11 protein-coding genes and 2 pseudogenes are annotated in these 16,035 nt (G+C 66.2%); 7 read left to right on the plus strand and 6 right to left on the minus strand.

The window, feature by feature from the left end; translation table 11 throughout:
• Window positions 1-163: 163 nt before the first annotated feature.
• The 5 genes from ung to BJI69_RS05325 form a co-directional block, all read right to left on the minus strand.
• Entirely contained in the window at window positions 164-859 is a 696-nt protein-coding gene (gene ung / locus BJI69_RS05305; protein WP_046968928.1) for a uracil-DNA glycosylase, read from the minus strand.
• Complete coding sequence (locus BJI69_RS05310) at window positions 856-1,695, minus strand: response regulator (protein WP_046968929.1); 840 nt, start codon at window positions 1,693-1,695, stop codon at window positions 856-858. Before BJI69_RS05310 ends, ung begins: the two co-directional genes overlap by 4 nt.
• Window positions 1,696-1,708: 13 nt before the next feature.
• Window positions 1,709-2,689, minus strand: a complete 981-nt coding sequence (ftsX, locus tag BJI69_RS05315) for a permease-like cell division protein FtsX (RefSeq protein WP_046968930.1) — start codon at window positions 2,687-2,689, stop codon at window positions 1,709-1,711.
• A complete protein-coding gene (ftsE, locus tag BJI69_RS05320; RefSeq protein WP_046968931.1) occupies window positions 2,686-3,363 on the minus strand; it encodes a cell division ATP-binding protein FtsE in 678 nt (225 codons plus the stop codon). The genes ftsX and ftsE overlap by 4 nt, the downstream gene beginning before the upstream one ends.
• A gap of 188 nt (window positions 3,364-3,551) precedes the next feature.
• Entirely contained in the window at window positions 3,552-5,333 is a 1,782-nt protein-coding gene (locus BJI69_RS05325; RefSeq protein ID WP_046968932.1) for a DEAD/DEAH box helicase, read from the minus strand.
• Window positions 5,334-5,764: 431 nt separating this feature from the next.
• Here BJI69_RS05325 and trxA point away from each other — a divergent pair, with 431 nt between their 5' ends.
• From trxA to BJI69_RS23120, 5 genes and pseudogenes are all read left to right on the plus strand, one after another.
• Complete coding sequence (gene trxA, locus BJI69_RS05330) at window positions 5,765-6,091, plus strand: thioredoxin TrxA (RefSeq protein ID WP_046968933.1); 327 nt, start codon at window positions 5,765-5,767, stop codon at window positions 6,089-6,091.
• Between the two features lie 159 nt (window positions 6,092-6,250).
• Entirely contained in the window at window positions 6,251-8,161 is a 1,911-nt protein-coding gene (gene rho / locus BJI69_RS05335; protein ID WP_071924884.1) for a transcription termination factor Rho, read from the plus strand.
• A gap of 171 nt (window positions 8,162-8,332) precedes the next feature.
• Complete coding sequence (locus BJI69_RS05340; protein WP_046966551.1) at window positions 8,333-9,703, plus strand: glutamate--cysteine ligase; 1,371 nt, start codon at window positions 8,333-8,335, stop codon at window positions 9,701-9,703.
• 16 nt (window positions 9,704-9,719) lie between these two features.
• Window positions 9,720-10,229, plus strand: a pseudogene (locus BJI69_RS05345) (UPF0149 family protein); the annotation flags it as partial.
• A 93-nt stretch (window positions 10,230-10,322) separates the two neighbouring features.
• A pseudogene (locus BJI69_RS23120) lies at window positions 10,323-10,412 on the plus strand (SEC-C metal-binding domain-containing protein); the annotation flags it as partial.
• A gap of 87 nt (window positions 10,413-10,499) precedes the next feature.
• Here the strand turns inward: BJI69_RS23120 and BJI69_RS05350 are convergent.
• The gene (locus BJI69_RS05350; protein ID WP_046966549.1) at window positions 10,500-11,927 is read right to left on the minus strand and encodes an OmpP1/FadL family transporter; all 1,428 of its coding nucleotides are present in this window, start codon (window positions 11,925-11,927) and stop codon (window positions 10,500-10,502) included.
• Between the two features lie 236 nt (window positions 11,928-12,163).
• Between BJI69_RS05350 and BJI69_RS05355 the strand changes: the two genes are divergently transcribed.
• Entirely contained in the window at window positions 12,164-12,466 is a 303-nt protein-coding gene (locus BJI69_RS05355; RefSeq protein WP_046966548.1) for a YcgL domain-containing protein, read from the plus strand.
• Window positions 12,467-12,556: 90 nt separating this feature from the next.
• Window positions 12,557-15,982 (plus strand): ankyrin repeat domain-containing protein, encoded by a 3,426-nt coding sequence (locus BJI69_RS05360; protein ID WP_046966547.1) that lies wholly within the window; start codon window positions 12,557-12,559, stop codon window positions 15,980-15,982.
• Window positions 15,983-16,035: the final 53 nt, after the last annotated feature.

Raw genomic sequence — 16,035 nt, forward strand, 5'->3', positions numbered from 1 at the left:
TAACGTGCACTCGTCCGTCGGCACTAGCCGATCTCAAGACCTCGGTGAGACCTTCGGGTGGCAGCCGCGGCAGGCCGAATGCGCGATGACAAGCGCCTCGGATCCTAAACTGGCCCGCGAGCTTCGGCTCGCGGGCTTTGTCACTTCTGGGGATCGCGACTCGTCAGAGTTCGGCGCGCGGTGGCAACGACCAGTCGATCGGCGACTCGCCCCGCGATGCCAGATAGGCATTCGCCTTGGCGAAATGGCCGCAGCCAAGAAAGCCACGATGCGCCGAGAGCGGCGACGGATGCACGCTGCGCAGGATCAGGTGGCGCGACGCGTCGATCAGCTGACCCTTCTTTTGCGCATGACTGCCCCAGAGCAGGAAGACCAGCCCCTCACGCTCACGGTTCAAGGCGTCGATCGCGGCATCGGTGAAACCTTCCCAGCCTTTACCCTGATGCGACGCGGCCTGCCCTGCTTCCACCGTGAGCACCGCATTGAGCAACAACACTCCACGATCCGCCCACGGGGTCAGGCAACCGTGGTCCGGCCGTGGAAGACCGAGGCTGGCCTCGATCTCCTTGAACATGTTCTGCAGCGAAGGCGGCACTCGCACGCCTGGGCGTACCGAGAAGCTGAGGCCATGCGCCTGCCCGGGACCGTGATACGGATCCTGGCCAAGGATGACCACGCGCACCTTGTCGAACGGCGTGTGGCCGAAGGCGTTGAAGATATCCGGGCCCGGCGGGTAGATATCCTTGCCGGCGGCCTTCTCCTCACGCAGGAAGGTCGACAGCGCCAGCATGTCCGGTCGATCGAGGTAGTCGCCGATCCGCTGCTTCCACGAGGCTTCGAGTCGTACGCGCTCGTTCAACCCGTTGCCCTTTCGCGAAGATGCAGCGCAACGCGCAGCTGAAACAGCAGCTTCGTGATCAGGAGCTTTTCCTCGACGGGCTTTTCGACCAGATCGTTGGCACCAGCGCGCAGCAGCGCAGCCTGGTTCGCCGGATTCTCGTCGCCGGTCATGATCAGCGTGGGCAGCAGGCCCTTGCCATAACCGAACTCGTTGCGAATGCACTCGACCAGGTCGCCGCCGGTGAGTTCGCCTTTCAGGCTCACGTCGGTCAGCACGATATCGGCGCCGACTTCGTCGCGCGACTTCGCTTCACGCAGGTAGTCGATGGCATCTTCGGCGCTGATCACGTGGCGGACGGTGAGTCCGTACTTTTCCATCATGCGGCGCGTGGCGAGCGCGACCACGCGACTGTCTTCGACATAGAGCACTTCGCCTTCGGCGCCGCCTTCCGGTCGCACATAGCCGCGGATGAATTCCGCCAGGGCACCGAAGCCCAGCGACTTGTCGAAGTAATCGGTGACGTACTCACCCAGTTCGCGCCGATGCAGGCGCGATTCGACGTCACCCGAGACGACGACGATGGGCATGTAGATCTGCGGAGCGGACTCGCGGACGAAGCGCGCCACGTCGAGCCCATCCATGTCGGGCAGGCGCAAGGCGACGGTGACGAAATCGAAGACACCGCGCTGGAGCTCAGACTGGGCCTCGGCACCGGTGGCCACGCCAACGATCTCGACGCCCGGCACTTCGGCCGCGACCACGCGCGAAATCAGCTGGCGGACGACCTTGGAGCCGTCAACCAACAGGATTCGCGGCGCAGCGCCGGCGACACCCGAACCGATGTGAGATCCCACCCCTGTCTCCCCTTCAGACCATCGCCGCGCGGCGAATCTGTCGCGCGCTGACCAGCCGAGCACCCAGCCACCCGAGCAACGCCGAAGCGAAGGGTACAGAAAGCAGCAGCCATGCGGGGAGTCCGCCAAAACTGACGCTGCCATCGTAGGCCGCGGTGAGGCGCCCCACCGGTCCGGCCATGGCGAGTTCCAGGACGACAGCGAGGATCACGGCCAGGATGCCGGCAAGCAAGCCGAGCCAGATACCCGCATAAAGATACGGCCGGCGAACGAAGGGGCGACTCGCACCGATCAGCAGGAGGACGCCGATCTCGTCGCTGCGGCTCTGGATATCCACCCGGATCGTGTTACCGACCACCAGCAGGGCGGCGACGCCGAGCAGGAGGGCCAACAGGGAGACGGCACGAGTACCCACGCCAAGGAGGGCGTCGAGGCGCTGCCGCCAGGCGCCGGTGTCCTGGACCAGATCCACGCCGGGGGTGGCCTTCATCGCCTCGACCAGCCGGTCGACCTGGTCGACGGCCAGGCCAGCCTTGGGTTGTACCGACAGCACGTATGGCAGCGGGTTCACATCGAGCGACTGCAGCGATCCGGAGAACCCCTGGACTTCGGCCAGTTCGTCCAGCCCGTCTTTCGGGGTACGCACGACGATCTCCGCCACCTCGGGACGGCCGCGCAAGGCGGACGCCGCGATGTCGGCCATCGCGCCGGTCTGTCCGGGCTTCATGAAGACGCTGATGGACTGGTTGCGGCCGAGGGCGTCGCCCATCCGCTGCACGTTGCCGAGCAACAGATAGAACGCCAGTGGCAAGGCCAGCGCGACCCCCATGACGGCCACGGTCAGCAAAGTCCCCAGCGGGCGGGCCCCCAGGCGACGCAGGCTGATCGACAGGCTCCACATGTGGTGCTCGCGCCAGGCGCTTACGTGACGAGGACCGCTGCGCCGGGTTTTTTCCGGCTCCGGCTGACGACGAGGTTCGCGGACGGCGTTCATACGACCTCCGTGGCCGGGACATCGGCAACGAGCTTGCCGTGATCGAGGACGACGACGCGTTTTTTCATTCGCTTGATCAGCATGAGGTCGTGGCTGGCGACGAGGACGGCCGTACCGACCTGCTGAAACTCGGCGAACAGGCCCATGATTTCCATCGCCAGCTGGGGATCGAGGTTACCGGTGGGTTCGTCGGCGATGAGGACGGCTGGCTTGGCCACGATGGCGCGGGCGATGCCGACACGCTGCTGTTCGCCCGTGGAGAGGGAACCGGGAAGCTGCTTTTCGTAGCTGAGCAGGCCGACCTTCTCCAGCGCGGCGCGAACGCGGCGCCCCCGGTCGGCCGGCGCCACGCCGGCGATCACCAGCGGCAGCTCCACATTGGCGAAAACGGTGCGATCCATCAGCAGCCGATGGTCCTGGAAGACCATGCCGAGCTTGCGGCGGATCCGAGGGATATCGGAAGGACGGACGGTGTTGAGTTTCTGTCCGTCGAGGGTGACGACGCCATTGGTTGGGCGCTCGATCATGGCCAGGAGCTTGAGCAGGGTGCTCTTTCCGGCACCGGAGTGACCGGTGACAAAGGCCATCTCGCCGGCTTCGACGCTGAACGACACATCGGTAAGGGCCTGGTGATCGCCCTCGTACCGTTTACTCACCAGCTCGAAACCGATCACCGCATTACCCGTTGGCCCGTTGAGCCCCAGAGGATAAGGGAAGTGGTGTGGATTTTGCGGTGGGTGGTTCGCGCTTACAGCGAATCGCCGCTGAAGCGGCTCCCACAGAAACGCTGAAGGGCCTCCCGCAGAACACAAAGCCCGGCTAGTGCCGGGCTTTGTGTGGGAGCCGATTTATCGGCGATTCCTTACCGACCGCCGAACAGACGACCGATCCGACGGAAGAAACCCACCTTTTCCTGCCCCGTCGAGGCAGCCGGCGCCGGCACGTTCGCCGAAGGACGGTTGGCAGCCACCTGGCGCGACGGACGACGGTTCGGATTGCCCTGGCCGTCGGCCTGGCGCGGTGTCGTGGACGGCTGGCGCGGCGTGGATACCGCCTGACCGTCGGTCTTCACGGCGGCGCCGTTGCCGTTCTCGACACCCTCGCGGGCGCCGCGACCGCGGCCACCACGACGGCGACGCTTCTTCGGCGCGCCCTCGGCAGCCATGGCTTCCGCTGCGGCCGGCAGGTCGGCGACGGTTTCGGCGACGACGACGGTCTTCATCGGCACTTCGACGGGCGAGGCAACGGCGGCGGGCGCGTCGGGACGGGGCGTACGCGGGCGGCGCTCACCGCTACCCGAACGCTCACGGCTACCGGAGCGCTCGCCCGAGCGCGGACCGCCACGGCCATCGCGGCTACCGCTGCGACCACCCTTCTCCGGCGGCGCGCCGCGGGTCGGGATGTGGCCATCGTTGTCGTTCGGGTCGTCGATCTCGTCCTGCACGCCGTCGGCGCGCGGGCGCGGGGCGGGCATCACCAGCATCCGGGCCTCGATCGAGGCGGTCGGGATCTTCTGGTTGATGTAGGTTTCGATGTCCGGCAGGCCCATCGCGTAGAGATCGCAGGCGAAGCTGATCGCATCGCCTTCGGCGCCCAGGCGCGCGGTACGGCCGATGCGGTGGACATAGTCCTCGGCATCCTGCGGCAGGTCGTAGTTGAAGACGTGGCTGACGGCCGGGATGTGCAAGCCGCGGGCGGCGACGTCGGTCGCGACCAGGAGATCGATCTGACCATCCTGGAAGCGCTGGAGGAGCTTCTGGCGCTTCACCTGCGGGACATCGCCCGAGATGGCACCGACACGGAAGTTGTGACGCTTGAGGCGATCGGTGATGCGCTCGGCGGCGGCCTTCGTGTTGACGAAGATGATGCTGCGCTCGGTCTTGCTCTCCTCGAGCAGGTTGAGCAGCAACGGCATCTTCTCTTCCTTGGAGGGGAAGTAGACGACCTGGCGCACGCGGTCGGCGGTGACGTTTTCGGTCTCGACGACCAGCTTCTCGGCCTCGTGCATGTGCTCGTAGGCGAGTTCGAGCACGCGATGGCTCAAGGTGGCCGAGAACAACAGCACCTGGCGCTTCTCGCGGGCCGGCAGGCGACGGAAGATGAAGCGCACGTCCTTGATGAAGCCGAGATCGAACATGCGGTCGGCTTCGTCGATGACCATGACCTCGACACTGCCGAAGCCGAAGACGTCCTGCTTGTAGTAATCGAGCAGGCGACCCGGCGTGGCGATGATGATGTCGCAGCCGTCGCGCAGCTGCTGGCGCTGCTTGTCGTAGTCGACGCCGCCGTAGATCAGGGCGCTGCGCAGGCCGGTGGCCTTGCCGATGACCTGGAAGTCCTTCTCGATCTGGATCGCCAGCTCTCGCGTCGGCGCGATGATCAGCGCGCGCGGATCGGCGTCCTTGCGATCCGGGGCCGCCGGGTTGTTGAGCAGGCGGTTCATCAGCGCCACGAGGAAGGCGAAGGTCTTGCCCGTACCCGTCTGCGCCTGCCCGGCCACGTCGCGGCCAAGCAGGGCGACCGGGAGGGTCAGCGCCTGAATCGGAGTGGTGCGGGTGATGCCGGCGGCGGCAAGGCCCTGGTGGAGCAGCGGATGGAGGTCGAGATTTTCGTAGAAGACGTCGGTGAGAACAGTTTGGGACATGGTGGGTGGGTGACCTGGGAGTCTCGCGCCGCAAATGCGCGGCAGCGGCCCGGCGGCAAGGGAAGAGCCGCGGGACGGTGGGTGATCCGGCCGGCGTCACGGGAGAGTCGGGGGCGGCCGGTGCCATGCCGGCGGCCGTACGACGCGCCCGGCGCACGATGGCCGGAGGCGGCGGCGCGCGACCCGACGACTCCCGCTGGCATAGGTGAAAGGGCTCTGCAGCGAGCCTGTTCACCTATGTCAACGGAAGCCATCCCGTCGGCGCCCTTGAATCGCTTGTATCGCGCCCCTAGTTGCGTTGGAATGAGGGCCACCGGCTTCAATGGCCAAGACCTTCGGTTCCGGTTGGACCCGCGACATGGGGCTCCTTAGTGTAGCCGATGCTGGCGTCACGGTCGTCAACCCCCTTTCACCCCCATTTGGAGATCACGGTGAGCGACAAGATCACCCATACGAGCGACTCTGCGTTCCAGGCAGAAGTTCTCGATTCCGACACCCCCGTCCTGCTCGACTTCTGGGCGGAATGGTGCGGTCCCTGCAAATCCATCGCCCCGGTGCTCGATGAGCTCGCTGGCGAGTACGAAGGCAAGCTGAAGATCGTCAAGATCAACATCGACGAGAACCAGCAGACCCCGCGCCAGTTCGGCGTTCGCGGCATCCCCACCCTCATGATCTTCAAGGATGGCAAGGTCGCCGGCACGCAGATCGGCGCCGTGGGCAAGGGCCAGCTGGCCAAGTTCATCGAAGCCTCGATCTGATCGCTCTAGCTGTACGTTTCACTTAAGCCGCCGCGTGAGGCGCTTTACGCCGCGCCTCACGCGATGCTAGGCTTCAGGAGTTCGCCGGGACATGCCTTGTCCCCCATGCTGCGAACCCTCTCCCATTTTTTCTTCAACGGCGCCCCGTGAGGTTTGCCCGTGTCTGATATCGAAACCAAAAATCCTAGCGACGCCAAGGGCGCCGGCGATCCGCCTGCGACCGAGCCGCGTCCCCGTACTCGCCGAAAGGCACCCGCCGCTGAAGCACCTGCGGTAGCGACGAGCGCGCCTGCTCCGGCTCCCGCACCCGCCGCGGCTCGTCCGCCGGCTACCGTGCCGCCGCTGCCTCCGCTGCCCACCCCGGCACCGGTACCCAGCCCGTCGCCCGCGCCACAGGCGGAGCTTCAGCTCAATAACGCACCGCAGGGCAACGCCCAGCAGGGCAACGAGGCGCGTCCCGCGACGGCCGAAGCCCGCGACGGCAACGGTAACGGCCAGCCGCAGGGCGGCCAGAACCAGCCGATGGGCCGGGCTGAAAACCCGAACCAGCCGCAGAACCGCCATACCAATCCGAACAACCCCAACAACCCGAACAACCCGAATAACCCGAATAACGCCGAACGCGAAGGTCGCGGCCGGCGCCGGCGCAACGAGCGCAACCAGCAGCGCCAGGGTGGCGGTGGCGGCAATCCGGGCAACGGTGGTGGCGGTGGCGGTGGCGGTGGTAATAACTACCAGAGCCAGCGCAATAACAACGGCTATCCGGTCGACGACGACGAGAACGCCGACGCCGGCAGCAACGATCGCCTGATCAACCTGACCGAGCTCAAGCGCAAGAACGCCATCCAGCTGCTCGAGTTCGCCGAGTCGCTCGGTGTACGCGAGGGCGTGGCCCGCCAGCGCAAACAGGACGTGGTCTTCAACATCCTCAAGGCCCACGCCCGTTCCGGCGGTGGCATCTGGGCTGAAGGCGTGCTCGAGATCCTGCAGGACGGCTTCGGCTTCCTGCGCTCGGCCGATGAGTCCTACCTGGCCGGTCCGGACGACATCTACGTCTCGCCCAGCCAGATCCGTCGGTTCAACCTGCGCACCGGCGACTACATCACCGGTCGCGTCCGCCATCCGAAGGAAGGCGAGCGCTACTTTGCGATGCTCAAGGTCGACGACATCAACGGCGATCCGCCGGAGGCGTCGAAGAACAAGCTGCTGTTCGAGAACCTCACCCCGCTGTTCCCGCGCAAGTCGTTCAAGCTCGAGCGCGGCAATGGTTCGACCGAGGACATCACCGGTCGCATCCTCGACCTCGTGGCGCCCATCGGTCGCGGCCAGCGCGGCCTCATCGTGTCGCAGCCGAAGTCCGGCAAGACGATGATGCTGCAGAACATCGCCCAGGCCATCCAGTACAACCATCCGGACGTCCATCTGATCATGCTGTTGATCGATGAGCGCCCCGAGGAAGTGACGGAAATCGCTCGCACCGTTCGTGGTGAAGTCATCAGCTCGACCTTCGACGAGCCCGCCGTGCGCCACGTGCAGGTCGCCGAGATGGTGATCGAGCGTGCCAAACGCCTGGTCGAGCACAAGAAGGACGTCGTGATCCTGCTCGACTCGATCACCCGCCTGGCCCGCGCCTACAACACCGTCGTACCGAGCTCCGGCAAGGTCCTCACCGGTGGTGTCGACGCCAACGCCCTGCAGCGCCCCAAGCGCTTCTTCGGCGCGGCACGTAACGTCGAGGAAGGCGGCAGCCTGACGATCATCGCCACGGCGCTGACCGACACCGGCTCGAAGATGGACGAAGTGATTTACGAGGAGTTCAAGGGCACCGGCAACATGGAAGTGCACCTGTCCCGTCGCATCTCCGAGAAGCGCGTCTACCCGGCCATCGACATCAACCGCTCGGGCACCCGTCGCGAAGACCTGCTCATCGAGCCGGACCTGCTCGCCAAGATCTGGATCCTGCGCAAGCTGCTCCACCCGATGGACGAGCTCAGCGCGATGGAGTTCATGCTCGACAAGATGAAGAACACCAAGTCCAACGACGAGTTCTTCAATTCGATGAAGCGCTGACCGCGCCTCGTGGAATCCAGCGAAAGGCCGCCTCCGGGCGGCCTTTTCGTTTTTCGCGCCCTCGCGCCGCATTTGCTACCCTGCGCCGCCGGGCATAACACCTTTTCCCGGCAGGCATACGCCCCCATGTGTGCCGCATCCGGCCCTGCCGCTCTCGTTCAAGGAAAGTCCGTGTCCATACCCAGCGCCGCCAAGAGCACGCCCATCGGCGACCGTAACGATCTGGTCGCCTATCTCGCCGCGGGCGAGAAGCCGCGTGAGGCCTGGCGCATCGGGACCGAACACGAGAAGTTCGGCTTCTACACGGACGACCTCACCCCGCCCCCCTTCGACGGCGATCGGCCGGGCATCCGCCAGCTTCTCGAGACCCTCGCCACGCGCTTCGGCTGGGACGTCGCCCGCGAAGGCGAGACGCCGGTCGCGCTGACCAAGGGCATGGCCAACATCACCCTGGAGCCAGCCGGCCAGCTGGAGCTCTCCGGCGCGCCGCTGCATTCGATCCATGAGACGTGCGACGAGGTCACCGAGCACCTCCGTGAGGTCCGTTCCGTGGCCGAGGAACTCGGCATCGGCTTCTTCGGCATGGGCTTTCAGCCGAAGTGGCGTCGTGACCAGATGCCGTGGATGCCCAAGGGCCGCTACAAGATCATGCGCGAGTACATGCCCAAGGTCGGTTCGCTCGGCCTGGACATGATGACCCGCACCTGCACCGTCCAGGTCAACCTCGATTTCGCCACGGAAGCGGACATGGTGAAGAAGTTCCGCGTGGGTCTGGCGCTGCAGCCGATCGCGACGGCACTGTTCGCCAACTCGCCGTTCACCGAAGGCAAGCCGAACGGCTACAAGTCCTTCCGCTCGCATGTGTGGACCGACACCGACGCCGACCGCACCGGCATGCTCGATTTCGTCTTCGAAGACGGTTTCGGCTACGAGCGCTATGTCGACTACATCCTCGATGTGCCGATGTACTTCAGCTATCGCGACGGCAAGTACGTCGACCTCTCCGGCCAGGATTTCAAGAAGTTCATGCGTGGCGAACTCCCCGCGCTGCCGGGCGTGCAGGCAAACATGAAGGACTGGGCAGACCACCTGACCACCGCCTTCCCGGAAGTTCGCCTGAAGCAATACCTGGAAATGCGTGGGGCCGACACCAGCACCTGGAACTCGCTGTGCGCATTGCCTGCATTCTGGGTCGGCCTGCTGTATGACGATGTGGCGCTCGATGCCGCGTGGGATCTCGTGAAGGACTTCACCCGGGCCGAGCGCCATGCGCTGCGCGATGGCGTGCCCAAGGATGCTCTGGCACTGCGCTTCCGCGATCACACCGTGCGCGAACTCGCGCTCGAGGCGGTGAAGATCGCTTCGCATGGTTTGAAGCGTCGTAACGTGCAGGGCCACCGCGGTACCGACGAGTCGATCTACCTCGAGCCGCTGGAAGAGATGGCGCTGTCGGGCAAGACCCAGGCCGATACCAAGCTGGAACTGTTCCACGGCCGCTGGAACGGCAGCGTGGATCCGATCTTCAGCGAATACGCGTACTGAGGCCGCACGCATGCAGATGAGCGAAACGAAACTCGGCCGCCTCGACGACCTGCTGGCCTCGACCAACCGCTACTCCCTGGAAGCCCTCGACGGCCTGTTCTCGGCGGCTCTGGTCGGACCGATCGATGTGGATGTCGATGACTGCGTTGCCGTGCTGGAACTCGGCGGGGCGACGCCATGGTCGTCGGAAGCCGAAGCGAGCGAAGCCGACGGCCTGATGCGGGAATTCTGGCAGGTCATTGCCGCCCGCGTGGCCGCCGATCCGAAGGTACTTGGCGAAGAATCCCTGCCCTTTATCGACTCGCCGGAGGAATTCGACGAGATCGATGACATCAGCACGTACACCGGTGATTTCCCGATCGCCAGCGACTGGGCTATCGGCTTTCGCTTTGCTCTCAACGAGTGGGGCGAGGCCTGGGACGAATGGATGGATGAGAGCCTTTATCCGTTCATGGGCATGCTGATGACGCTGTCGGCAGATCAGACCGAAGCGACACCGGATATGCCGGCGCTGCCGTTGCCCTCGTTCGAGGAGCGGATGGGCTTGCTCAACGAGATTCCGTTCCAGCTGGCGAAGCTGTACCGGCGCCGCCATCCCGACCATGGAAAGACGTTGCGTCGCGACCCTTCGAAGGTCGGGCGGAACGATCCGTGTTCGTGTGGGAGTGGGAAGAAATACAAGAAGTGTTGCGGGAGTGGGGAAGCGTAAGAGCTCGCCACTGAAGCGGCTCCCACAAAAAAAACCTCCCCGTTGCCGGGGAGGTTTTTTTGGTTTCAGGCCTTACTGATCAGACGATCAAAATGCGTACTTGGCCGACACGCTGAGCAGGTTACCCTTGTCGTCGCTCTCGCCCATGATGCGATCGAGCGTCGAGCTCTCGCCACCGGCGATGTGCGCCTTGTTGACGAAGATGTGGGCGTAACCGGCGTTGATCTCGAGACGGTCGGTAGCCTTGTAGCCCAGACCGAACGCGACCCACTTGCGGGTGGAGTCCGGCACGCGGACGTCACGGTTCTGGTCTTCGGTCGGCGTCGTGTCGACGGCGACACCGGTACGCAGCGTGAGCTTGTCCGTCATGTAGTACTCGCCACCCACGGACACGAACCAGCTGTTGTGCCAGCCGAAGTGCTCGGTGTTCTGCGGCTGGTTCGGGTTTTCAAAGTTGACGGTGAGGTCCTGGAAGGAATCCCACTTGGTCCACGATGCGTCGATACCCCAACCGAACTTCGATGCCTGGTGCCAGTAGCTGGCGGTCGCGACAGCCGGCGTGGTGAAGCCTGCCGAGCCGTTGGTGTGGGTGAACGGCGGCTGGCCGCTGCCGAGCAGGGCGCCCACCGTCGGGTTCGACAGGACGGCGGTCACGTTCGACGGCATGGTGAAGTTACCGGTGCCTTCGAGCGTGTGCTTGATCTTGCTGCGGTAGTTCAGCGCGAGGCGATCGGTATCCGTCAGGCGCCACAGGCCACCGAGCTGCCAGCCGTAGCCCCAGTCGTCACCCTTGATGCGGGCGATACCGTCGCTGCCCGGCGGGACAACGGTGGCGTACTGCTGCGCCAGGCCGCGGGCAACGAGCGGCGAGATCTGACCGGCAGCGGCGGCGCGCTGGATCAGGCCGAGGCCGACGGTGTTGTAGTTGATCGCGCTGGTCAGTTCGGCGCTGGTCTTCTGCGCGATGAAGCTGGCGCCGATGGCGAACGTATCGGTGACATCGAACGAAGCCGAAAGCGTGGCGTCGAACGACTTGAAGTCGGACTTGATGCCGTTGTAACGGCCCTTCCAGTCGGAGTCATAGTCGGTCTTGAAACCGAACGGGGCGGTCAGGCCAAGGCCGATGTGCAGGCGATCGTTCACCTGGGTGGCGAAGTACATCGCCGGGACCGGGATGGTCGTGCCGGCGTCGCCGCCGTTGCCACCGGAGATCGGGCGACCCTGGGCATCGGTCGCGGTGCCGTGGAACTTGGTGCTGAAATTGATGCCGGTGACATCGGCCTGGACGACATTGCCCTTGAGCAGGGACATGGCGGCCGGGTTGTTCACGATGACCGAGGCATCGTCACCTGCGGCGGCAGAACCGGCGAAGGCGCGACCGAGCGCGGCGGCGCTGTTTTCCTTGAGCTGGAAAGCACTGGCGTGCGCGGCCTGGGGAGCCACCAGCGCGCCGGCGATGGCCAGCGAAAGGGCGGCAATGGCCAGCGGACGGGTATTGAGGTTCAGCTTCGACATTCGGGGTGGCTCCTGCTTTTTGTTCTGCTCTGGGTCGACGTCACGTTCGCGGAAAACCTAAAATTTATCCGTTTTCATACGCGCGTTTAACAATCTGGGGTGGAACTCTGGACGACTTGACGAGAAATTTGCAAGTGCTAATGCAACAAAGCTGTAACGGCGGGGGTTTACAGCACTGCCTGGGGGGCCCCACTTTTGGTAGGGTGGTAAGCCGAATCGCAAGCGAGACTGCCGTCATGCACTGCTACGTCTACGCCAGCCTGCGCAAACCCGACACCTACGTCTGGATGACCCGCCGCGACGGGTTCGAGATGCTTCCCGAACCGCTCGTCCTCCTCCTGGGCGAGCTCCGCTTCGTCCTCGAAGTGGAGCTGACACCACAGCGGAAGCTGCCGCACGACGATTCCGACCGTATCCTCACCAATCTGGCCGGCTGCGGCTGGCACCTGCAGACCCCGTCCAACGAGACGCTCACCGTCTGCAACCAACCCAACTTCAACCGGCAGATCGATCCCGACCTGACGCTCGTCCGCGCTTGACCTCGCCGAATACGCGCAGGGGCGCGCCGTGTCGCGCGGGTTAACGCCGCGTTACCGCGCCACCCCTGTGGCGTCCGTATACTCCCGCGCATGGCCAATCCCAAACGTCGACGACCACCGCTGATCAAGGCACTGCCCTGGTTCCTCCCTGCCCTCGCCGCTGTCGCGTGCGCCGGGTTGACCGCTTCACCGCTCGCGCTGATACCGCTCCTGCTCGCCAACGCCCTGGCCATGGGCGCGGTGTGCCATGCGATCGGCTTCGACCCGGAGCAGAGCTACCTGCGCACGACGCTGCGTCGCGGTTCGGCACACGTGGTGATGTTCACGATTTACACCTTCGTCGTCTTCGTGCTGGTCGCGTGGCCGCTCCTGAAGCTCACCCAGGCACCCAGCCTCGGGGCCGCACTTCTGCTGGCCGCGACGCTCGTCGTCGCGCTGGCCGCCCTTTGGCGCGTGTGGCCGGCCTTCGGCCTGCTTTTCCTCTGGGACGACGCCTACCCGGAAGACAGCAACACGGGTTCGTGGATCTTCACCGCCGTGGCGCGATCCATCTCGTTCGGCCGTCACCTGTCGGCGGAAGAGCGCTTTTTCTCGCATTTCGTGCCGGCCGCCCTGGGCTTGCTGGTGCTGGCCTTCTGCGCGGTGGCCTTGTCGGGCCTCTACGGGGTGTTTCCGTCGGAGATGCGGATCGCTGCGCTGGCCATCTACGGCGTCGTGCTACTGCCGGTCTGCGGGATGGTGATCGCCAACCGCACGCTGCGCGCCCTGCTCTGCGATCGCCGCGGGCACATCCGCACGGCCCGTGCGGAGCCCCGTCGCGAACCCCTCGTCGACACGCCTGCCGCGCCTGCGCCGATCCCCGTCCTGTCCAGCGAAGAAAGCCAGCCGGGCGTGCGTGAGCGCGCCCTCCTCGCCGCCGCACGCGAAGGCGATATCGCCCGTGCCGTGGCGCTCGTGGAAGCCGGTGCCGATCCCGACACCGGTGCCGAACCGGGTGAGCGCGACCAGCGCCCCGTGCTCACCCTGGCGGCGCTCTCGCCCGACATGCGCCTGTTGCGTGCACTTATCGCCCGCGGCGCGCAGGTGAATCGCGCACAGAACGGTATCACCGCCCTGCTCGCCGCGACGCGTGACAGCTGGCATGGCCGGCCCGAGGCCGTTCTCACCTTGCTGACCAACGGCGCGGATGCCTCCGGCACGGACGCCGAGGGCAACACGCCGCTGCATGGCGCCGTGCTCGGCGCCGAGCCGACCGTGGCGGCCATGCTCCTCGATGCCGGTGCCGCCGTCGATGCAGCGAACGCTGCCGGCGACACGCCTCTCGCGATCGCCTGCCGGGGTGCCAACTGGGCGCTCGCTCGTTTCCTTCTGGAGCACGGCGCCAAGCCGGCTCCCGTCGGTGGCGAACCGGCCCTCGTCGCGGCAGCCGGTATCGCGGACGACGACGCCGAGGGCGTGAAAGTGCTGCTCCGGCACAAGGGACCCGTGAACGCCGTCAATGCGCAAGGCCGCACAGCGCTTATCGCTGCGGCTGCCGAAGGACACGAGCAGATCGCGCGTGCGCTGCTGCAAGCGAACGCCAATCCCAACCTCGCCGATCGCCACGGCACCACGGCACTGATGGAGGCCGCGCGCGCAGGTGCGCATGGCATCGTCCAGCTGCTGGCCGATGCCAACGCGGATGCCTCGCCGCGCGACGGTCACGGTCGCGACGCCCTCACGCTCGCCAGCCAGTCGCCGCGCGCGCAAGCCGCCACGGTACGTGCATTGCTCGCCCTGGGAGCCCAGCCGAAGGAACCTGGCGCCGACGGTCGCAGCGCGCTGGACCATGCTGCCGCCGCGGGCCGTTGGGACTTCGTCGCCCTGCTCGATCCCGAAACACCGCTGCCGACATCGCTGAGCGAATCCGTCGTTCCCGAAGCCGGTGCCGATTCGCCCATGCACCTCTACGACGCATTGCGCTTCGGCCACTGGGCCGTCGCCTCGACGTTCGCCGCCAAGGTGCGCGAATGGCCCACGGACGAACTCGCGGCGCTGTACGTCGATCTCGCCGGCGCGGGCTTCGAGTCCGCACGTGCGTGGCTGCTGGATCACGGACTGAGCGCCGAGGCGCGTCTTGCCATTCCGGCGGACGAAACCAGCGGGCTCGGCCGCCGGCTCTTCGACGCCTTGCTGCCGCAGCTTCCCCAGGCCGCCGACGCGCTGCTGCAACTGATGCGTAGCGGAGCCACGCCAGCGGGCGCAGGCCTGCTCGGCCAGGCCATCTGCCGGCTGGACGGCGCGGACGAGCGCCTGACGCTGGCCATGCTCGAGGCCGGCGCCGATCCGTTTGGCGCGGATAGCCGAGGTCGTACGCCGATGCACATGGCTGCCGCCACGGGCCGCGTGGCCTTGCTCGGCGCGCTGCTTGCCCGCGGCATGGACCCGAACGTGCGCGATGCGGGCGGCCGTACGCCGCTGCACGCCGCGCTGGAACAGGGCGGCGAGAGCCTGCCCCTGGTCCGTCTGCTCGTCGCGAACGGCGCCGATCCCGAGGCGGCCGACGTCAATGGTGAGACGCCGTACGGCCTGGGCATCGGCCACGGCGATGTGGAGCGCTGGCTCAGTTGGGCCGCCTGGCCGCTGCCGCGTCGTGCCCTGCGCGCCGACGATCTTCCTGCCGCCGCCGCCGCTGGCGACACGCAAGCCGTGGATCGCCTGCTCGAACTCGGCTTCGGGATCGACACACGCGATGCGCAAGGCGCCACCGCCCTGCTGCGCGCCGCCGGCGCCGGCCAGCGCGATGTCGCGGAGCATCTGCTCAACGCAGGGGCCGATCCCACCGTCACCGCGGCGTCTGGCATCACACCCCTCGCCGCCGCGGTCAACGCGCGCCGCGAAAGCGTCGTCGAGCTCCTGCTCGCGCGCGGTGTGGATGTCGACCAGCGACTGCCCGGCGACGCCACCGCACTCATGATCGCCGCGACACTGGGCTATCCCGAGATCGCTGACATGTTGCTGGCGCGGGGCGCCAACGCGAACGCCGAAGATGCGCACGGCCATACCGCCCTGCATGCCGCGGCCCAGTACTGCTTCGGCGGTAGCGACAGCCTTCGTGCGCGCCGCCTGCTCGACATCGTGATCGGCAAGGGCGCCGATGTGAACAAGGCCGACAAGGATGGCGCCACGCCGCTATTGCTTCTGCTCGGTGCGCACATGCGCCCAGGCAGCGCGGCCGACGCAACCCACCTCGGTGCGCTTGTCCCCGTGCTGCTGGACGCGGGCGCGAAACTCGAGCACGCCGATCACCGTGGTGTGAGCGCACTACATGCGAGCGCCATGCATGCCCTGCTTCCGCCGGCACGCGTGCTGCTGCACCGTGGCGCCAGCCGCCAGGCTGCCGATGCCTTTGGTCGCACCGCAGGCGATGTCGCGCGCCATCTCGGGTTCGTGGATATCGCGCATGAACTCGGCACGCGGGTCGGGGCGATTCCGAGCGTCCGGCAGACGCTTCGCCAGCCTGCCCAGCCGGACTGACCCGGCCGGTCTGAGCGGGGCGGACTAGACGGGGCTGAGCCACTGGGCTCCGC

Origin of the sequence: Luteibacter rhizovicinus DSM 16549 (genome assembly GCF_001887595.1) — a bacterium.
Taxonomy (GTDB): Bacteria; Pseudomonadota; Gammaproteobacteria; order Xanthomonadales; family Rhodanobacteraceae; genus Luteibacter; species Luteibacter rhizovicinus.